This is a genomic window from Janthinobacterium sp. NKUCC06_STL (genome assembly GCF_019345455.1).
Classification (GTDB): Bacteria; Pseudomonadota; Gammaproteobacteria; order Burkholderiales; family Burkholderiaceae_D; genus Janthinobacterium; species Janthinobacterium rivuli.
In genome coordinates this window covers 1,203,240-1,222,715 of the sequence record NZ_JAHKQY010000001.1, presented here as the reverse complement: position 1 = coordinate 1,222,715, position 19,476 = coordinate 1,203,240, and the positions used below count along the sequence as shown (strand labels likewise).

Sequence of the window (19,476 nt, the reverse complement as noted above, 5' to 3'; positions counted from 1 at the left end):
AGTGGCGTGCGCGAGGCTGACAACGCCGAACAAAACCGTAGCGAGCGGAAGTAAGTTGTGGTCGAGAAGCGCAACTGTACGAAGGTACAGTGAGCATCGCAGGCCGCAAATTACGACGCGCAGTAGGTTTTGATAGGTGTTCTTACTTGCGGCCGCCGCCTTTGCCGCCGCCCAGCATGTCGAGCTGTTTCGATGGCGTGCCCTTGGGCGCAACCTTGGGCGCAACCTTGGCTGCCGGCTTGGCGGCTGGCGCTGGCGCGTGCTTGACGGCGGCCTTGGCTACGGTCTTGCCAGCGGCGCTGGCCGGCTTGGCGACCGGTTTGCTGGCAGGAAATGGTTTCGCTGCTGGCTTGGCCGGTGCTGGCGCGGCGGCTTTCGCTGGCGCGGGTGCGGGCTTGGCCGCCGGTTTGGCTTCCACGGCTTTCACTGCTGGCTTGTCGGCAACCTTCTCGGCAACCTTGGCAGGCGCTGCCGCTGGCTTGGGTGCCGGTGCGGCAACAGGGGCAGGCGCGGGCGCCGCCTTGGCGGCAGGCTTGGCCACTTCGGCAGGCTTGGCGGCAGCGGGCACTGGCGCCGCTGCTGGTGCTGGCGCAGCAAGGGGAGCGGCAGGTGCCGGTGCGGCAGCGACAGGAGCTGGGGCGGGTGTGGCAACAGGGGCGGCCGCATCAAGGCGGTCCTTGGCCGAAGCCAGCAATTCAGCCTGGGTGCTCGAGGCGATGCCGAACAGCTGGCGGCTGTAGGCCAGCACGCTCTCGATGTTCGGCTTCGCCTGGCTGCTGCTGTAGCTGAAGAAGTCGCGCGGGTCCTGCGTTTCGAGCAGGTGCTGCGCCGTTTCCGCCGTCTGCGAGATGGCGGCCTTGCCGGCGTTCAGGTTCAGCGCGATGATTTTCTCGGCGCTTTCAAAGACTTTGCTGGTCAGGGTGCTGAAGATTTGCAGCTGGCTTTCCAGTTGCGACTTGGCGGCGCTGGAAAATTGTTCAGGAAGCGGAAACATATTTACTCCTTTGTACGGATTAAAATGCTGGCAAAACGCTCTGCAAAATCCCGAAAACCAGAGTTGGCCGCGTTTTGTAAAGTGGGTAGCGCGCGAATAGACTGTTTATGATGCAACGCAATATGAATATTCTAGCGGTGATTCGAGTTAGTTGAAAGCTATTTTCTCAAGGGCGTGCGCCGCAGGCTTGCCGCATTTAGGCGCCCGGCAGCATTTGCCGGAAGTTTGCGCGTGCGCAAGGCGTTGTCATGGAATCTATGGCTACGCTTTTGCCAGTGACTATATTCTTGCACTGCAGCATCCTTGAAACGATAAGATGACAATGCACAGGAAGCACCAGCTACCGTAATCAACCGAAGGAGTGTCCGCATGGACCTAGTCATCCGCAATGCCAGCCTGCCCGACGGGCGCCGCGCCATCGATATCGCCATCGAGGGCGGCCGCATCGCCGCCGTCGGCCCCGCCTTGCCCGTGACGGGCGCGCAAGAGATCGACGCCGCTGGCGACCTCGTCACGCCGCCGTTCGTCGACGCCCACTTCCACATGGATGCCACGCTCAGCTACGGCTTGCCGCGCGTGAACGCTTCCGGCACTCTGCTCGAAGGCATTGCCCTGTGGGGAGAATTGAAACCGCAACTGACGCAGGACGCGCTGGTGGCGCGGGCCCTGCAGTATTGCGACTGGGCCGTGGCGCGCGGCTTGCTGGCCATCCGCTCGCACGTCGATATCTGCGACCCGCGCCTGCTGGCGGTGGAAGCGCTGCTCGACGTCAAGCGCCAAGTGGCGCCGTATCTCGATTTGCAACTGGTGGCCTTCCCGCAGGATGGCATCCTGCGCAGTCCCGGCGCCTTCGATAATTTAAAACGCGCGATTGCCATGGGCGTCGACGTGGTGGGCGGCATCCCGCATTTCGAGCGCACCATGGCCGACGGCGCGGAATCCGTGCGCCTGCTGTGTGAATTTGCCTGCGAGCGTGGCCTGATGGTCGACATGCATTGCGACGAGTCGGACGACCCGCTGTCGCGCCACATCGAAACCCTGGCCTTCCACAGCCAGCGCCTTGGCATGCAGGGCAGGGTGACGGGATCGCACCTGACGTCCATGCATTCGATGGACAATTATTATGTGAGCAAACTGCTGCCCCTGATCCGCGAGGCAGGTGTGGCGGCCATTGCCAACCCCCTCATCAACATCACGCTGCAGGCGCGCCACGATACGTATCCGAAGCGGCGCGGCATGACGCGCGTGCCCGAGATGCTGGCCGCCGGCATCCCCGTCGCCTTTGGCCACGACTGCGTGATGGACCCGTGGTACAGCCTCGGTTCGGGCGACATGCTGGAAGTGGCGCACATGGGCTTGCACGTGGCGCAGATGACGGGCCAGCGAGCGATGCACGACTGCTTCCTCGCCGTGACGGAAACGCCAGCGCGCATCCTGGGCCTCGATGGCTACGGCATCGCGCCCGGCTGCCATGCGGACTTGCTGATCCTCGATTGCGGCAGCACCGTGGAAGCGCTGCGCCTGCGCGCGGCACGGCGCCTGGTGCTGCGCCGCGGGAAAGTCGTCAGCGAGGCGCCCCGCGCGCAATCGCGCCTGCACCTGCCGGGGCGTCCGGACAGTGTGAACTTCCGCCTGGGCCGCTGATACAATCAGCCATCACTTGTTATCGGAGCACCGCCTTGAAAGAAATTGATATCCGCCCGGCCAGCGAAGCCGACTTCGACGCCATGTGGGAAATCTTCCACACCCTGGTGGCCGCCGGCGACACCTATTCCTTCCCCGCCGACACGACGCGCGAAGAATGCCACGCCTACTGGTTCGGCCCCGGCGTGCAAAGCTTTGTCGCCGTGATGGGCACGGAGCGGCTGCTGGGCATGTACAAGCTGGTGGCGAACCAGCCGGGCCATGGATCGCACGTGGCCAATGCCTCGTTCATGGTCGATCCGGCCGCGCAGGGCGTGGGCGTGGGCCGCATGCTGGGCGTGCACTGCATGGAAGAAGCGCGCCGCGCGGGCTACCTGGCGATGCAGTTCAACTTTGTCGTCAGCACCAACCTGGCCGCCGTCACCCTGTGGAAAAAGCTGGGCTTCACGGTCGTCGCCACCCTGCCGCTGGCCTACCGCCACGCGCAGCTGGGCTATGTCGACGCCTACGTGATGTACCAGCTGCTCACCGACCCGATGCAGTGGCCGGCATGAGCGGCGCCGCGACAGAGCCGATGACCGTGATCGAGACGCCCCGTCTGCGTCTGCGCACCGCCACCCTGGACGATGCGGCCTTCTACATGGAGCTGGTGAACGACCCGTCGTGGATCGCCAACATCGGCCAGCGCAATATCCACACACTGGAGGCGGCCCGCGCCGCGCTGGAAACGGGACCCATGGCGCAGTTCCGCGCGCATGGCTATTCGCTGTACATCGTCGAGCGCCGCAGCGACGGTGTGCCCGTGGGCATGGCCGGCCTGGTGCGCCGCGACAGCCTGCCCGGCCCCGATATCGGCTATGCCGTGCGTCCCGCCTACTGGGGCCAGGGCTATGCCTGGGAGGCGACGGCGGCCATCGTGCAGCATGCGCAGCAGGTGCTGCGCCTGCGCACACTGTACGGCATCACCTCGCAGCAAAACCAGGCATCGATCAATCTGCTCAACAAGCTGGGGCTGCGCTTCGAACGTTTCTCGCGCCTGCCGCCCGAGGGCCGGGAGACGAATATCTACCGCAAGGATTTTCGCCTGGACTGAGGCGGCAAATACGTACCGGGAAAGTGAAAAATAGTATTTAAAATCTGGCCGTTTTTGTAGTGGTGGCGCGCGGTCTTTGTTTTTATAGTTGGCATACCGGTGGAAAACCGCCGGACTATAAAAATGGAGACGTGTTATGAAAATCATGACTGCTGTTGCATGGGGCGCCCTCATGTCCGCCGGGTTTGCAGACGCCTCGGCGCAAAGCTGCTCGGTGCCCATGCTCAAGGTGCTGGCGCAAAAAAGCCTGGGCCTGACGGTGATGGAAAAGACCCTCGCCGAGTATGAAAAGAAAAGCGGCACCAAGGTACAAATCAGCTATTTCGGCGAAAACGACCGCCGCTCGAAAGCCCGCCTCGACGCCTCCACCAAGGCCGGCTCCTACCAGATCTATTACATCGACGAAGCCAACGTGGCCGAATTCGCCACGGCAGGCTGGGTCGTCCCGCTGCTCAAATACCTGCCCAAGGAGGCCGATTACGAGGACTTCCTGCCGGGCCGCCGCGCCGTCGCCTCGTACAAGGGCGTGGCGTATTTCGCGCCCCTGATCGGTGGCAGCGACTTCCTGTTCTACCGCCGCGACTTGCTGGAAAAGGCCGGCATCGCCGTGCCGAAGACGCTCGACGAACTGGTCGCCGCCGTCAAGAAAATGAACAGCCCGCCGAATGTGTACGGCTGGGCGGCGCGGGGGCAGCGCGGCTCGGGCATGAATGTCTGGCGCTGGTCGCCGTTCATGCTGGCCGCCGGCGGCAAGTGGGAAAAGGACGGCGTACCCACCTTCAATTCGCCGCAGGCCGTGAAAGCCACCACCCTGTACCGCGACCTGTTCAAGTATTCCCCGCCGGGCGGCGCCACCTACGACTGGAGCAATGCGCTCGAAGCGTTCAGGTCGGGCAAGGTGGCCTTCATGATCGAGTCGACGCCGTTTGCCGACTGGATGGAAGACCCGAAAAAATCTTCGGTGGTCGACAAGGTCGGCTACGTGCGCCCGCCCGCGCCGCTGGCGTCTGCCGCCTACGGCCATGGCCTGGCCATCTCCGCCACGGGCGCCAGGGATGAATGCACGCGCCAGGCGGCCGGCAAGTTCATCGCTTTCGCCACGGGCAAGGAGCAGGAGCAGGCGCGCCTGAAGGACAACGTCTTCAGCGACTACAACCGCACGAGCACCATCAACAGCGACTACTTCCGCAAGCACGTCAAGCCGCAGATCCAGGCGGGCCTGACGGACACCACGCCCGTCTCGCGCGTCACCATCTGGCCTAGTCCCGAGTGGCCGGACATTGGCGACAACCTGGGCGTCGTGCTCGAAGAAGTCTTTACGGGCACACGCGGTGACGTGCAAAGCGCGCTCGATGAGGCGAATGAGTATGCGAGCGAGGTGATGCAACGGGCTAAGAAACGTCAGTAAGCCCGTATCGCCGACGACTCCGCTAGCTTAAATCAGGGGTCAGACCCGGCGGGTCTGACCCCAGCTCTTGCTTTTGGGGTAAAGCCAGCGCTTGCATCTTCACGTCTGAAAGCCATCCTATGCCGCACTCCATCCATAAAAAACGCCACACCTGGCTGCCGGCCGTGTTCCTTACACTGCCGCTGCTGGTCCTGCTGATACTGGGCCTGGTGCCCAGCATCGCCGCCATCAACCTGGCCCTGCAAAACCGCGTGCTGCGCTACAACGACAGCGACTACGTCGGTTTTGCCAATTTTCTTCGCCTGTTCGGCGACCGCCGCTTCGTCAATGCCGTGCAAGTGTCGGCCATCTGGGAAGTGGTGACCGTGGCCGGCTCGCTGATCGTCGGCGTGCTGCTGGCCGTGTTCCTGTTTGAAAAAGTGAAGGGCCGCACACGGGACGTCATCGCGTTGCTGCTGATCGTGCCCGTGCTGCTGCCGCGCGTGTCGGCCGCCTTCATCTGGAAATTCATGTATTCGCCGCTGATGGGCATCCTCAACTGGCTGCTCGAATGCGTGGGCCTGGGCGGCACGGCCTTGCTGTCCGATCCGGCCACGGCCCTGTACGCGGTGGCGCTGGTCGATATCTGGCAGTGGGGCCTGTTCTTCGGCGCCGTGATCCTGAAGCTGCTGGAAACCCTGCCCGGCGAACCGCTGGAAGCGGCGCGTCTCGATTACGCCAGCACCTTGCAGGTGTATGCGTATATTGCGCTGCCGATGCTGAAGGTACCCATCATGAGCCTCGTCTTCATCAAGATGGTCGAGTCGCTGCGCTCGTTCGACCTGATCTACGTGATGACCAAAGGCGGCCCCGGCATCTCCACGGAAACGCTGGACATGTACGCGTATGCGCAAGGCATCGGCTTGATGGGCAAGGTGTCGTACGCGTCCAGCATGGCCGTGCTGATGATGCTGGCCACGACTGTTATCTTCACTTTACTCTGGAAGCGGGTCGCCAAATGGGAAAACTGACTAAGAACACCCTAACCAAACCTACTGCGCAGCGCGATTTGCGGCCTCCGATGCTCACTGTGCATGCGCACAGCTCCGCTTCTCAGCCACAACTCACATCTGCTCGCAACGGTTTTGTCAGGTGTCTTAGGGTGCTGCGCACCCCGGGCGGCGTTGGCGCCGTCACCACCACCGCCATCACCACGCTGATTGTGCTGGTGGCGCTGTTCCCCATCCTGTGGGCCGTACTCAATTCCTTCAAGGAGCTGATGGATATCGTCACGCCCGTGCCGCGCTTTTTCTTCAGCCCGACCCTGGCCAACTACAAGCAGGTACTGGCCAGCCCTGAAGTGCTGACGGGGCTGGGCAACAGCGTGGCCATCGTCGGCGTGGCCGTGTTGCTGGGCGCCGTGCTGGGCGTGCCGGCCGCGTATGCGATCGCCCGCTATCCGATTCCGGCCAAGAAGGATATCCAGTTCTTCCTGCTGTCCCTGCGCTTTTTGCCGCCCGTGGCCGTCGCCATTCCCTTGATCTCGATCTGGATCGACCTGGGGCTGTACGACTCGCGCCTGTCGATGGTGGTGACGTATCTGCTGGTGACCCTGTCGACCATCATCTGGCTGTCGATTCCCGCGTTTGCCCGCATCCCGAAAGAGATCGAGGAAGCGGCGGCGCTGGACGGCTACGGTCCTTACCAGGTGTTCTGGCACGTGGCCCTGCCGGTGGCGTCGAAAACCCTGATGGGCGGCATCGTCTTCAGCTTCGTGCTGGTCTGGAATGAACTGATGATCGCGCTGGCGCTCACCTCGTCGAAAAGCATGACATTACCCGTGGTGGCGTCGGCCTTCACGTCGATGGGCCAGGAAGTGCCGTGGGGCGTGGTGAACGCTTCCACCGTGCTGCTGGCGCTGCCGCCGCTGCTGTTCGTCGGCATCCTGGGACGGCTGCTCAACTCCATGCTCAAACATAAATAAGGAATTACCATGCAAGCACTCGTATTGGAACAGGCGGAAAAAATCACCCTGCGCGACATCGACCTGCCGCTGGCCGTCGGCCCGCGCGACGTGAAAATCAAGATTCATACCGTGGGCATCTGCGGCAGCGACGTGCATTACTTCAAGCACGGCAAGATCGGCCCCTTTGCCGTCGAAGCGCCGATGGTGCTCGGTCACGAGGCGTCCGGCGTGGTGGCGGAAGTGGGCAATGAGGTGACGCACCTGAAGGTGGGTGACCGGGTCTGCATGGAGCCGGGCGTGCCGCAGTTCGATTCGCCGGCCACCATGCGCGGCCTGTACAACCTGGACCCCGCCGTGCGCTTTTGGGCTACGCCGCCCATCCACGGTTGCCTCACGCCGTATGTCGTGCATCCGGCCGCCTTTACCTTCAAGCTGCCCGATAACGTCAGCTTCGGTGAAGGCGCGATCGTCGAACCGCTGGCCATTGGCTTGCAGGCGGCGAAAAAGGCGGCCATCAAGCCCGGTGACGTGGCCGTGGTGATCGGCGCCGGCACCATCGGCGCCATGAACACGCTGGCGGCGCTGGCGGGCGGCTGCTCGCGCGTAATCCTGGCCGACCTGGTGCCGGAAAAACTGGCCCTGTTCGCCGGCAATCCGGCAGTGACCACGGTCGATGTGCGCCAGGCCAGCCTGGCGGACACGGTGCGCGACTTGACGGACGGCTGGGGCGCCGACATCGTTTTCGAGGCCAGCGGCAGCATGCGTGCCTACGACAACATCGTCGACTTGCTGTGCCCGAACGGCTGCCTGGTGCTGGTCGGCATGCCGCCCGAGAACGTGCCTTTCGATATCGTCGCCATCCAGGCCAAGGAAGTGCGCATCGAATCCGTCTTCCGCTACGCGAACATCTTCCCGCGCGCCATCGCCTTGCTCGCTTCCGGCAAGATCGACGTCAAGCCCTTCATTTCGCGCACCTTCGGTTTTGCCGATGGCGTGCAGGCGTTCGAGGAAGCGGCCAAGGGCCACCCGCGCGACGTCAAGATTCAAATTGAACTGGCAGGAGACTGATCATGGCAAATATCACCTGCAGGCAGCTGCACAAGACGTATGACGAGAAGACGGCCGTGCTGCAGCCGTTCGACCTGGAAATCGATGACGGCGAATTCATCGTCCTGCTGGGGCCATCGGGCTGCGGCAAGTCGACCCTGCTGCGCATGATCGCGGGCCTTGAAGACATCAGCGGCGGCGAGCTGCACATCGGCGGCGCCATCGTCAACGATTTGCCGCCCCGCGCGCGCAACGTGGCGATGGTGTTCCAGAACTACGCGCTGTATCCGCACATGACGGTGTACGACAATATCGCCTTCGGCCTGCGCCGCCTGAAGGTGCCGAACGACGAGATCGAGCGCCGCGTGCGCGAGGTGGCGGCCATCCTCAGCCTGGACAGCCTGCTGGAACGCAAGCCGCGCGCCATGTCGGGCGGTCAGCAGCAACGCACGGCCATTGCGCGCGCCATGATCAAGACGCCACAGGTGTTCCTGTTTGACGAACCGCTGTCGAACCTGGACGCCAAGCTGCGCGCGCAGCTGCGCGCCGACATCAAGCGCCTGCACCGCCGCCTGCGCACCACCACCCTGTACGTCACGCACGACCAGCTCGAAGCGATGACCCTGGCCGACCGGGTGGTGCTGATGAAGGGCGGGCACATCGAGCAGATCGGCACGCCGGCGGAACTGTACAACTATCCGCGCACCCTGTTCGCGGCCGGTTTCATCGGCACGCCGGCCATGAACTTCATCGATGGCGTCGTCGAAAAAGACGGCGGCCAGACGGTGCTCGTGTGCGCCGGCTACCGCTGGCCACTGGTCTCGTCCCGCTTCGCCGCGCTGACGGCAGGCAGCCGCGTGGTCTTCGGCCTGCGCCCGAACCACTTGCGCGCGGCGCGGTCGGACGAGCCGGCGGGTACGCATGGCCTGGCGTGCGCCATCGACCTGGTGGAGCTGCTGGGCGCCGAAGCGCTGATCAGCTTTCAGTGCGGCTCCTTGAGCCTGTCCGCGCTGCTGCCGGCGAACGCGGCCAACAGCGCGGCGCAGGTGGGCCAGACCCTGGCGCTGGCCTTCGATGAAGAGCATATGCACCTGTTCGACGCCGACAGCGGACTGGCTTTGGCGCTCAGTGCTCAGCTAAGTGGTTAGAATAGCTGGCAACGAGACCGCGCAAGGGAACTGCCGTGACGCCTGACCTGGAACTGATCCACAAACCGATTCACGAATCGTTTCGCGCGTGGGCGCACGGCTTTCCGCACACCGTGGCGAAATGGCATTTTCATCCCGAGTACGAACTGCACTTCATCATCACATCGAATGGAAAATTTTTCATCGGCGACCATATCGGCAGTTACGGGGCGGGCAATCTGATCCTGACGGGGCCGAACCTGCCGCACAACTGGGTCAGCGAACTGCCGGAAGGCGTGATCCTGCCCGAGCGCGACCTGGTGCTGCAGTTTTCCGGCGACTTCATCGAACGCTGCGCGCTGCTGTTCCCGGAAATGGCGCCCCTGAAAGCCCTGCTGGGCGAGGCCGGCAGGGGCTTGCAATTTCCCGATGCGCTGGGCCTGCGCCTGGTGCCGCTGATGAAGGAATTGACGACGGCGCAGGGTTTGCGCCGGGTCGAACTGTTTACGCGCCTGTTCGGCGAGCTGTGCGAGTGCCGCGAGCGGCGGCCCCTGGCCAGCGTCACTTACCTGGCGCAGGCGGGCCGCTACATGTCGTCGACCATCAACCTGGTGCTGGCCTACATCAAGCAGAACATCACGCTCGATTTTTGCGAGCAGGACGTGGCCGACGTGGCGGAAATGAACACCTTGAAATTCACGCGTTTCTTCCGCAAGCATACGGGCACCTCGTTCATTCAATACGTCAACCAGGAGCGCATCGCGCTCGCTTGCGAACTGCTGATGAACACGGACATGAAGGTCACCGATATCTGCTACCGCACGGGCTTCAACAACCTTTCCAATTTCAACCGCCAGTTTTTGGCGCACAAGCAGATGTCGCCGTCGAAGTTCCGCTCCTGCCTGCTGATGAACATGCCCGAGCCGTCCGGCGACGGCCATTCTTAACTTTCTTCTGGAATCAAATGACATATCTCGGTATCGATATCGGCACCTCCGAAATCAAGGCCATCCTCACCGATGACGCCCAGGCCATCCTTGCCAGCGCCGGCGTGGCCTTGCGCGTGTCCAGTCCCCATCCCGGCTGGTCGGAACAGAATCCCGAAGACTGGTGGCACGCCACCCTGGACGTCATCGCGGCCATCCGCGCCGCCCAGCCGGTGGCGTTTTCCGGCTTGCGCGGCATCGCGCTGTCGGGCCAGATGCATGGCGCCACCCTGCTCGACAAGCAGCAGCACGTGCTGCGCGCCGCCATCCTGTGGAACGATACGCGCGCCTTTGCCGAATGCGTGGAACTCGAGGCCTTGGTGCCCGAGTCGCGCGCCATCACGGGCAACCAGGCCATGCCCGGCTTCACGGCGCCCAAGCTGCTGTGGCTGCAAAAGTACGAACCGTCGCTGTTCCGCGCCACGGCCAAGGTCTTGCTGCCCAAGGATTACGTGGCGCTGCGCCTGACGGGCGAGTATGTGTCCGACATGTCCGACGCTTCCGGCACCCTGTGGCTGGACGTGGCCAAACGCGACTGGTCCGAGCGCATGCTGGCGGCCACTGGCCTGTCGCGCGAGCACATGCCGCGCCTGGTCGAAGGCAGCGCCGCCGCTGCGCAGGTGCGCCCGTCGCTGTGCCAGGAGTGGGGCATCGCGCACCCGGTGCTGCTGGCCGGTGGCGCGGGCGACAACGCGGCGGCGGCTGTCGGCCTGGGCGTGGTGGAGCCGGGCGCCGGCCTGCTGTCGCTGGGCACGTCCGGCGTGCTGTTCGCTGGCAGCGACGGTTTTGCGCCGAATCCCGGCCAGGGCGTGCACGCGTTTTGCCATTGCCTGCCCGAGCGCTGGCACCAGATGAGCGTGATCCTCAGCGCCGCGTCCAGCCTCAGCTGGGTGGCGCGGCTGACGCAGTCGAGCGACATCGGCGAATTGGTCAAGCTGGCGGAAAACGTCGAGGCGCGCAATGCGCCCATCTTCCTGCCGTATTTGAGCGGCGAACGCACGCCGCATAACGACGCCTCCGCGCGCGGCGTGTTTTTCGGTTTGTCGACGGAACACGGACGCGCGGAACTGGCCTACAGCGTGATGGAAGGCGTGGCCTTTGCCATGGCCGACGGCAATGCGGCCCTGCGCAGCGCCGGCACGCACCTGGAAGAAGCGTCGTTCGTCGGCGGCGGTTCGCGCAGCCGTTTCTGGGCGCAGCTGTGCGCGAATGCCTCGGGCTTGAACGTGCTGCGTCACGACCACGGCGCGGCTGGCGGCACCATGGGCGCGGCGCGCCTGGCGCAGATGGCGGTGACGGGCTTGCCGTCCGCGCAGGTGTGCACGCGGCCAGCCGTGCAGGAGACAATCGCACCACAAGCGTCCGCCGTGCTGGACGAGCGCCTGGCGCGCTACCGGCGGCTGTACCCGCTGCTGCGCGCGGAGTTCGCCGGCGCGCCAGGCGAAGGCGTGGCCGGATAGTCAACTTTTCATTGTAATTTGTTGTTTCTATGTTGAAAGTGTTTCTCTAGCGAAAGCGCTGCTTGGTTTTTCCCGGGGCGCGCCCCATGATTTCCCCATTTGGTGAGAATTGGATAGTTTTGGGGGCGCCTTTGTTGCCATCCTGTTCTTGCCGTCGGGAGAAACACATGCAACTTGCGAATCTGAAAATCTCCGTCCGCCTGGGTCTGTTGGGCGCCTTCTTCTTTCTTGCGCTGGTGTTCGTTGGCGCGCGTGGCTGGAGCGCGCTCGACGCGGCCAGTGCGCGCAGCGCGGACGCCATGCAGCGTTCCGTCGCCCTGACGGAAGCGGTCGACGCGGCGCGCAGCGCGCAAGTGGAATTCAAGATCCAGGTGCAGGAATGGAAAAACATCCTGCTGCGCGGCGGCGATGCGGCCGCCTTCCAGCGCTACCGCGAAGCGTTTGTCGCCAGCGGTGCGCAGACGCGCAAGGAATTGAAAAGCCTGCAATCGATGATGGCCGCGCTGGGGCTCGACACGGCGCCCGTGGAGCAGGCGCTGCAGGCGCACGACGCGCTGGGCGTGAGCTACCTGGCGGCCCTGCAAAAGTTTGATGGCGCGCGCGCCGACAGCGCCCACACGGTCGATGCGCTGGTCAAGGGCATGGACCGCGAACCGACGCGCCAGATCGACGCCATCGTCGCCGCTATCGGCAAGCAGTCGCACGCCCTGATGGCGCAGATGAAGGAGCGCGATGCGGCTGCGCACCGCAGCGCCAGCATCGCCATGCTGGCCACCGTGCTGCTGACCCTGGTCGTCGGTACCGTCACCGTGTGGTGGCTGATCCGCAGTATCACGGTGCCGCTGGGCGCTGCCGTTGGCATCGCCCAGCAAGTGGCGGCCGGCGACTTGCGCGCCGTGGTGGCCGACGGCAGCCGCGATGAAATCGGCGACCTGCTGCGCGCTTTAAAGGCGATGAGCGGCAACCTGGCCGCCATCGTGGGACGGGTGCGCGCCGGCACGGACGCCATCGCCACGGCGTCCGCTGAAATCGCCAGCGGCAATATGGACCTGTCGTCGCGGACGGAAGAGCAAGCCAGCTCGCTGGAAGAAACGGCCGCCTCGATGATCGAGCTGACGTCCACCGTGCGGCAGAATAACGACAACGCGGACCAGGCGCGCCAGCTGGCCGGCGGCGCGGCCGACGTGGCGCAGCGCGGTGGCGAGGCCGTGGCGCAGGTGGTGCAGACCATGAGTCATATCAATGCCTCGTCGAAGCGCATCGTCGACATCATCGCCGTCATCGACGGCATCGCCTTCCAGACGAATATCCTGGCCCTGAATGCGGCCGTGGAAGCGGCGCGCGCGGGCGAGCAGGGACGCGGTTTCGCCGTCGTGGCCACCGAAGTGCGCAACCTGGCGCAGAGGTCAAGCGCGGCGGCCATGGAAATCAAGCAGCTGATCGGCGCATCCGTGCGCACGGTGGAAGAGGGCAGCGTGCTGGCTGGCCAGGCGGGGCGCACGATGGACGACGTGGTGAGCAGCGTGCAGCGCGTCAACGCCATCATCGGCGAAATCGCCGTGGCCAGCGTGGAGCAGCGCGACGGCATCGAGCAGATCAGCATCGCCATCAGCCAGATGGATGGCGTGACGCAGCAGAACGCGGCCCTGGTGGAGCAGGCCGCCGCCGCCGCGGACGCGCTGCAGCAGCAGGCGGCCAGCCTGGCCGACGCCGTCAGCATCTTCAAGCTGCACGGAACGCCTGGCATGGCCGCGCCGGCGGGCGCCGCCCCGGCCAGGACGCTGTCGCTGGCCTGAAGCACACGCGCCGCGCGCCGCTTGATGCCAGTCAAGCGGCGTCCGATCAGGCAAATATCGCGCCAAAATTCTTATATTATTTCCTTTCAGCATGTATTTGCGCCCGGCCGCATGGCGCGCGTTGCAAAGGAAAGCCATGTTTTTCACTTTTCGCCTGCCGGGTGACGCATGACGGCGCTGCTGCTGGCGCTGTGCCTGACCCTCGCCGTGGTGCTCACCGTGCTGCTGGCTTGCCAGTGGCAGGCGGCGCGCACGTGGCGCATGCGCCATGCGACGGGCGTGGTGCTGCAGGCGGCGCAGGCGCAACGCATGACAGAGGCGCTGGCGCTGCTGCACGCATTGCCAGCGGCCATCATCGGCACCGACCACGCTGGCGTGGTGCGCTACCTGAATCCCCGCGCCAGCGCCATGGGCGGTCTGCTGGGCGACGATGGCCTGGGCCAGCCCGTGACGCAGCTGCTGCCCCTGTTCCATGACGGCACGCCCGTCGATGCGGCGCGTCAGGTGCGCGATTGCGTGGCGCAGCAGGAAGTGCTGGAAGTGGCGCGCGGCGCCGTGCTGCTGCGCCATCTCGACGGCAAGCGCATCGACGTGCAGTACAGCTGCGCGCCGCTGGCGCAGGGCGGCGCGGTGCTGCTGCTGCACGATGTGTCGGCGCGCCGGCGCGCCGAGCAGCAGCTGGAATTCATCGCCCACCACGATGGCTTGACGGGGCTGCCGAACCGCTTGCATTTCCAGATCCGCTTCGAGCACGGCATCGCCTACGCGCGCCGCCACCAGGCCTTGCTGGCCGTGCTGTTCGTCGATATCGACCGCTTCAAATCCATCAATGACAGCCTGGGACACGACGTGGGCGACCAGGTGCTGACGGAGTTCGCGCGCCGGGTGCAGCAGTGCGTGCGCAAGGTCGACACGGTGGCGCGCCAGGGCGGCGACGAATTCATCATCCTGCTGACGGAATTGCGCACGGCGCACGATGCCGAGCGGGTGGCCGAAAAAATCGTCGGCGCCATCGCCGCCCCCTTCGTCATCGGCGAATACAGCCTGTCGGTGGCAGCCAGCGTGGGCGTGGCCCTGTACCCGGACGATGACGACGACGTCAATGCGCTGATCGAAAAGGCCGACCTGGCCATGTATGCGGCCAAGCGTCACGCGCCCGGTACCTGCCTGCGCTACGCGCCGCGCATGCAGACGCAGTCGTATTCGCGCACCATCCTCGAGACGGCCTTGCGCCACGCGCTCGAACGCAACGAGTTCGCGCTGTTCTACCAGCCGCGCATGGACTTGAAGACGCGCACGATCACGGGCGTGAAAGCGCTGCTGCGCTGGAAGCACCCGGAACTGGGCCTGATGATGCCGCTCGACTTTTTACCGGTACTGGAGGAAAGCGCCCTGATCCTGCCGGTGGGAGCGTGGGTGATGGCCACGGCGGTGGAACAGGCGCGCAGCTGGATCGCGCAGGGGCAGAGGCTGACGGTGTCCGTCAGCCTGTCGGCGCGCCAGTTCTACCAGCGCGATATCGCGCGCAATTTCGCCGCCGCGCTGGAGGCGGCCGGTGTGCCGGGCCATTGCATCGAACTGGAAATCGCCGCCGGCATCCTGATCGACCGCAATCAGAACTGCGAACTGATACTGCGCCAGTTCCGCCAGCTGGGCATGGCGATTTCCATCAGCGATTTCGGCACGGGCGACGCTTCGCTGAACTACCTGAAACGCTTTCCCACGGATGCCGTGAAGATCGAAAAGTGTTTTGTCGACGACGTGGGCAAGCCGGGCGGCGACGGCGCCATGGTGCGCGCCATCGTGGCGATGGCGCGCACGCTGGGACTGCGCACCATCGCCAGCGGCGTGGAAAGCGGCGAGCAGCTGGAACTGCTGGCCGAGATGGGCTGCGACGAGGCGTTTGGCTACTTCCTGGGCCGCGCCATGGCGCCCGATGGCATCGAGGTGCTGCTCAAAACGAGTGAAGCCATTCAGAACTGATAGCGCAGCGACAGCATGGCGTTGCGCGGATCGCCGTAGTAGCCGCCCATGCCTGTCGAATAGTACTTTTTGTCGATGACATTGTTGACATTCAGGGTCGCCAGCAGCTGCTTGCTGACCTGGTACTGCGCCATCAATCCCGCCACCGCATACGCCTTCTGCGTGAAGCGTTCGCCGTTCGGTCCGCGGTCGTCCGTGTAGATATCGCTTTGCCAGTTCACGCCTCCGCCCAGCACCAGTCCCGGCACGCCTTGCGCCAGGCGCCAGGTGGTCCACAGCTTGGCCATGCTTTGCGGCTGGGTGGTCTGGATGCGTGCGCCGGCGGCATTGCGGATGCGGCTATGGGCATAGCTGGCCGTCAGTTGCCAGTCGGGACGCAGCTGGCCCGAGACTTCCGCCTCGAAGCCGCGCGTGGTGGCACCCTTGACCGTGTGGTAGGCGTAGGAACCGCCGCCCGTACCGATGATCCAGACATTGCCCGGATCGGCTTCGGCCAGGTTTTCCTGCTTCAGCTGGAAGAGGGCGGCGCTGGTGGTGAGCTTGCCGCCGAAAAATTCGCCCTTGGCGCCCACTTCGTAGTTCTTGCCTTCGAGCGGTGCCAGGAAGCGGCTGTTGACGTCGCGCTGGCTTTGCGGCGTGAAGATGCTGGTGTAGCTGGCATACGCCGACCAGTGCCGGCCCAGGTCGTAGACGAGGCCCGCATACGGCGTGATCTTGCCGTTTTCGCGCATCGCGTCGTACAGGTCCGTGTCATTGACATAATCGCTGCGGATGTCGCGCTTCCAGTACGACAGGCGCGCGCCGAGGATTACCGACAGCGCATCCGTCGGGCGCAGGCGCAGGGTGGAATACAGGCCGCTTTCCCGTTCCTTGTCGTCCGAACTGCCCAGGCGCGTGCCGCTGTAGTCGGGCACCGGCATGGCGCCGTTCCAGGCGTGGATATCCGGCACCGTATGGTCATAGCCATCGAGGCGCCAGTTCGGATAGAGGGGGCTATTCGTCTTGAGTTCCGAAGCGCTCACGCCCAGCACCAGTTCGTGCTGGCGGCCGAAGGCCTGGAACGGGCCGCTGACATAGGCGTCGAGCGAGGTCTGTTGCGGCTTGCTGTGCCAGTTGGCCAGCCACAGCTTCATGCCGCCGCCCGTTACGCGGTCCGGGTAGCCGTCGCCGGAAAAGCCCTGCAAGGCGTCGTACTGGTTGCTGCTGCGGCTCACGGCCACCCTGGCGATCCAGTCGTTGTCGAAATAATGGTCGAGCGTGGCGAACAGCATGCTCTGTTCGCGGTCATACGTGCTCCACGCCGCCGTGCCGTTCATCGAGCGGGGGAAATGCGTCTGCGAGCCGTCGGCGTAGAACATGGGGAATTCACGCCCCGCGCCTTTCAGCTTTTCCTTCTGGTAGTTGATGCCGGCGCCAAGCACCGTCGATGGCGACAGGTCCGCTTCGACGATGGCGTACAGCACATCCTTTTTCTGCTGGTAGCGGTCGATGAACGAGCGCTGGTCTTCATGCGCAGCGACGAGGCGCGCGCGCACCTTGCCGTCCGCCGTCAAGGGCGTCGAGACATCGCCTTCGATGCGGTAGCGGTCCCACGAACCGAGCTGCGCGCCGGCCGTGGCGGCAAAGCTGCGGCCAGGACGTTTGCGCACCAGGTTGACGGCGGCCGACGGACTGCCCGTGCCGCTGATCAGGCCCGTCGCGCCGCGGATGATCTCGACCCTGTCGTAGATGGCCATGTCGTAGGTGCGCGCTTCCAGGCTCTTGCTGGTCGGGATGCCGTCGAACATATACGACGTCACTTCGAAGCCGCGTGAAAACACCTGGTCGTATTCGCGCGTGCTCGAGGAATGGTCGACCGTGATGCCGGGCGACTGCACCAGCACGTCCTGCAAGGTGCGCAAGCCCTGGTCTTCGATTTGCTGGCGCGTGATGACGCTGACGGCTTGCGGCGTTTCGCGCAGCGACAGGTTCAGGCGCGTGGCGCTGGTCAGGCCCGCGTAACCGCGCTTGCCTTCCGTGGTGCCGTCGCGCAGGGCGCTGGAGCTGACGGCCACTTCGCCCAGGGTGGCGGCAATCGGCGCGGCGGGTAACGCGGTACCCGCCTTGCGCAGCACGTAGCTGCGTTCCCCGCTGGACAGCGCTTCCAGGCCCGTGCCGGCCAGCAGGCGGGCCAGCGCCTGCGGCACCGTGTAGCTGCCGCTCAGGCCAGGCGTGCGCATGCCTTGCAGCAGTTCCGCCGCGGCGCCCACGCTCACTTTTGCTTCGATGGCAAAGCTGGCGATGGCGGCGGACAGCTCACCGGCCGGCACGTGGAAGGCCGTTTGCGCGGTGGCTGGCGCGCTGGCGTCGGCGGCCAAGGCTGGCGCCTGCGCCAGCGACAGCAGGATCACGGCGCTGCCGATGGCGCGCGCGAGGGGAGTCAAACGGGGTGGGTGCATGGTGTGGCCTTTCCGGTGAGTGTCGTTGTCGTACTTACAGGACAGGCCATGCCGAAAAAAGGGGCCAAATTTCACGATTATTTTTTGCGGGCCGCGAGAGTGACCCAGTACGGGGTGCGGTACAGCACGTCGACGGGCAGCATGCGCGCCAGGCTGTCCAGCACGGCGTCCGTGTCGTCGAGCTGGAAGGCGCCCGACAGGCGCAAGCCCGCCACTTGCGGTTCCACGCGCAGCAGGCCGGGACGGTAGCGTGACAGCTCAAAAGCGAAGGCGTCGAGGCGCATGTCCTGCGCCGCCAGCATGCCGTGCGCCCATGCATCGGCTTGCAGCGGGGCCGGCGTGGGCAGGCCGGCGTGGCTGGCGTCGAAGCGGCTTTGCTGTCCCGCCACGAGCGTGCGCACGGTGGCCGACGGCGCGCGCGGCGTGATTTCCACCGCGTGTTCGAGCACCGTCACGCGGCTGGCGTCGTCGTCGACGCGCACGGTGAAGCGCGTGCCCAGCGCGCGGATGCGGCCATGGCAAGTGGCGACGATGAAAGGGCGGTTGCCCGCATGGTCGGGGCGCGTCTGCACCAGCACTTCGCCGCGGCGCAGCGTCAGCAGGCGTTCACCGGCGCCATACGCCACGTCGACGGCGCTGTCCGTATTGAGCACCAGGGTGCCGCCATCGGGCAAGGACACCTCGCGCCGTTCGCCCACGCCGCTGCGGTAATCGGCCAGCATCTCGTGGCGCACCAGCAGCCAGGCGGCGGGCGCCGCCATCAGCGCCAGCAATACCTGCACGGCCACGCGGCGTTGCGGCCGGCGTAGTACGGGCACGGCCAGCTCCGCCGGCAGCAGGCTGGCCGTCTGGCTCACCTGCCGCACCCTGTTCCAGGCGCGCGCATGTTCCGGGTCGCGTGCGCGCCACTGGGCGCTGGCGGCCAGTTCGTCCGGCGTGGCCTGGCCCGACTGCTCCAATAAATACCATTCGACGGCCTGGCGCGCCACCTTGCGCGACAGCGGCGGAGATGGCGAAGCGGCCGCGCTCATGCCGGCAAGTCCTGCGCCAGCAGCACGCATTCGGTCAGCGCCTCGGCCATGTAGCGCTTCACGGACCGTTCGCCGATGCCCAGTTGCGCGGCGATGTCCGCATAGGCATGGCCTTCGATCTGCGCCAGGATGAAGACGGCGCGCACCTTCGGTTTCAGGCCGTCGAGCATGGCATCGACGGCTTGCAGCGCCTGCAGGATTTCCACGCGCCGCTCGGTCGATGGCACATGCTGTTCGGGTAGGGCGGCCAGCGCATCGGCCCACGCGCGTTCCAGCGACTGGCGGCGCAGGTGGTTGATCAGCAGGTGCTTGGCGACGGTCGCCAGGTAAGCCTTGGGTGCGCGCAGGGCCGGCGTGTGCGGCTGCATGGGCGCGCCGGCCAGCAGGCGCGTGTAGGTGTCTTGCATCAGGTCGGCCGCCTCGGCGGCATTGCCCAGGCGCCGTTGCAGCCAGTGCGCCAGCCAACCGTGGTGTGCGCGGTAATGGCTTTCCAGTTGCGTGGACAGCAGGGGTGGCATGGCCAT

16 protein-coding genes are annotated in these 19,476 nt (G+C 65.1%); 12 read left to right on the top strand and 4 right to left on the bottom strand.

The window, feature by feature from the left end; genetic code table 11:
- Positions 1-142: 142 nt before the first annotated feature.
- Complete coding sequence (locus KO539_RS05540) at positions 143-994, bottom strand: phasin family protein (RefSeq protein ID WP_219307730.1); 852 nt, start codon at positions 992-994, stop codon at positions 143-145.
- Between the two features lie 369 nt (positions 995-1,363).
- Between KO539_RS05540 and KO539_RS05535 the strand changes: the two genes are divergently transcribed.
- The 12 genes from KO539_RS05535 to KO539_RS05480 all read left to right on the top strand — a co-directional run bounded on the left by KO539_RS05535 (position 1,364) and on the right by KO539_RS05480 (position 15,483).
- A complete protein-coding gene (locus tag KO539_RS05535) occupies positions 1,364-2,638 on the top strand; it encodes an amidohydrolase family protein (protein WP_219307728.1) in 1,275 nt (424 codons plus the stop codon).
- A gap of 35 nt (positions 2,639-2,673) precedes the next feature.
- Positions 2,674-3,192 (top strand): GNAT family N-acetyltransferase, encoded by a 519-nt coding sequence (locus tag KO539_RS05530; RefSeq protein ID WP_219307727.1) that lies wholly within the window; start codon positions 2,674-2,676, stop codon positions 3,190-3,192.
- Positions 3,189-3,731, top strand: coding sequence for a GNAT family N-acetyltransferase (locus KO539_RS05525; protein WP_257626113.1), 543 nt, complete (start codon positions 3,189-3,191; stop codon positions 3,729-3,731). The genes KO539_RS05530 and KO539_RS05525 overlap by 4 nt, the downstream gene beginning before the upstream one ends.
- 136 nt (positions 3,732-3,867) lie before the next feature.
- Positions 3,868-5,139, top strand: coding sequence for a sugar ABC transporter substrate-binding protein (locus KO539_RS05520; RefSeq protein ID WP_219307725.1), 1,272 nt, complete (start codon positions 3,868-3,870; stop codon positions 5,137-5,139).
- Between the two features lie 119 nt (positions 5,140-5,258).
- Complete coding sequence (locus tag KO539_RS05515) at positions 5,259-6,149, top strand: carbohydrate ABC transporter permease (RefSeq protein WP_219307723.1); 891 nt, start codon at positions 5,259-5,261, stop codon at positions 6,147-6,149.
- Positions 6,150-6,283: 134 nt separating this feature from the next.
- Entirely contained in the window at positions 6,284-7,102 is an 819-nt protein-coding gene (locus tag KO539_RS05510) for a carbohydrate ABC transporter permease (RefSeq protein ID WP_374106367.1), read from the top strand.
- A 9-nt stretch (positions 7,103-7,111) separates the two neighbouring features.
- The gene (locus KO539_RS05505) at positions 7,112-8,152 is read left to right on the top strand and encodes an NAD(P)-dependent alcohol dehydrogenase (RefSeq protein ID WP_219307719.1); all 1,041 of its coding nucleotides are present in this window, start codon (positions 7,112-7,114) and stop codon (positions 8,150-8,152) included.
- A gap of 2 nt (positions 8,153-8,154) precedes the next feature.
- Entirely contained in the window at positions 8,155-9,279 is a 1,125-nt protein-coding gene (locus KO539_RS05500) for an ABC transporter ATP-binding protein (protein ID WP_219307717.1), read from the top strand.
- Between the two features lie 35 nt (positions 9,280-9,314).
- Entirely contained in the window at positions 9,315-10,205 is an 891-nt protein-coding gene (locus tag KO539_RS05495) for an AraC family transcriptional regulator (RefSeq protein WP_035821643.1), read from the top strand.
- 17 nt (positions 10,206-10,222) lie between these two features.
- Positions 10,223-11,704 carry a xylulokinase gene (xylB, locus tag KO539_RS05490; RefSeq protein WP_219307715.1) on the top strand — a complete coding sequence of 494 codons (1,482 nt, stop codon included), beginning with the start codon at positions 10,223-10,225 and terminating at the stop codon, positions 11,702-11,704.
- A 167-nt stretch (positions 11,705-11,871) separates the two neighbouring features.
- Positions 11,872-13,500, top strand: a complete 1,629-nt coding sequence (locus KO539_RS05485) for a methyl-accepting chemotaxis protein (RefSeq protein ID WP_219307714.1) — start codon at positions 11,872-11,874, stop codon at positions 13,498-13,500.
- A gap of 168 nt (positions 13,501-13,668) precedes the next feature.
- A complete protein-coding gene (locus KO539_RS05480; protein WP_219307713.1) occupies positions 13,669-15,483 on the top strand; it encodes a bifunctional diguanylate cyclase/phosphodiesterase in 1,815 nt (604 codons plus the stop codon).
- On the opposite strand, the gene KO539_RS05475 is transcribed toward KO539_RS05480, so the two are convergent.
- The 3 genes from KO539_RS05475 to KO539_RS05465 all read right to left on the bottom strand — a co-directional run bounded on the left by KO539_RS05475 (position 15,474) and on the right by KO539_RS05465 (position 19,476).
- Positions 15,474-17,921: a TonB-dependent receptor gene (locus tag KO539_RS05475; RefSeq protein WP_219307712.1), complete on the bottom strand. Its 2,448-nt coding sequence runs from the start codon at positions 17,919-17,921 to the stop codon at positions 15,474-15,476. The two genes, KO539_RS05480 and KO539_RS05475, sit on opposite strands and share 10 nt — an antisense overlap.
- A gap of 77 nt (positions 17,922-17,998) precedes the next feature.
- On the bottom strand, positions 17,999-18,952 hold the full coding sequence (locus KO539_RS05470; RefSeq protein ID WP_257626112.1) for a FecR domain-containing protein: 954 nt from the start codon (positions 18,950-18,952) through the stop codon (positions 17,999-18,001).
- On the bottom strand, positions 18,949-19,476 hold the full coding sequence (locus KO539_RS05465; protein ID WP_307789015.1) for a sigma-70 family RNA polymerase sigma factor: 528 nt from the start codon (positions 19,474-19,476) through the stop codon (positions 18,949-18,951). Before KO539_RS05465 ends, KO539_RS05470 begins: the two co-directional genes overlap by 4 nt.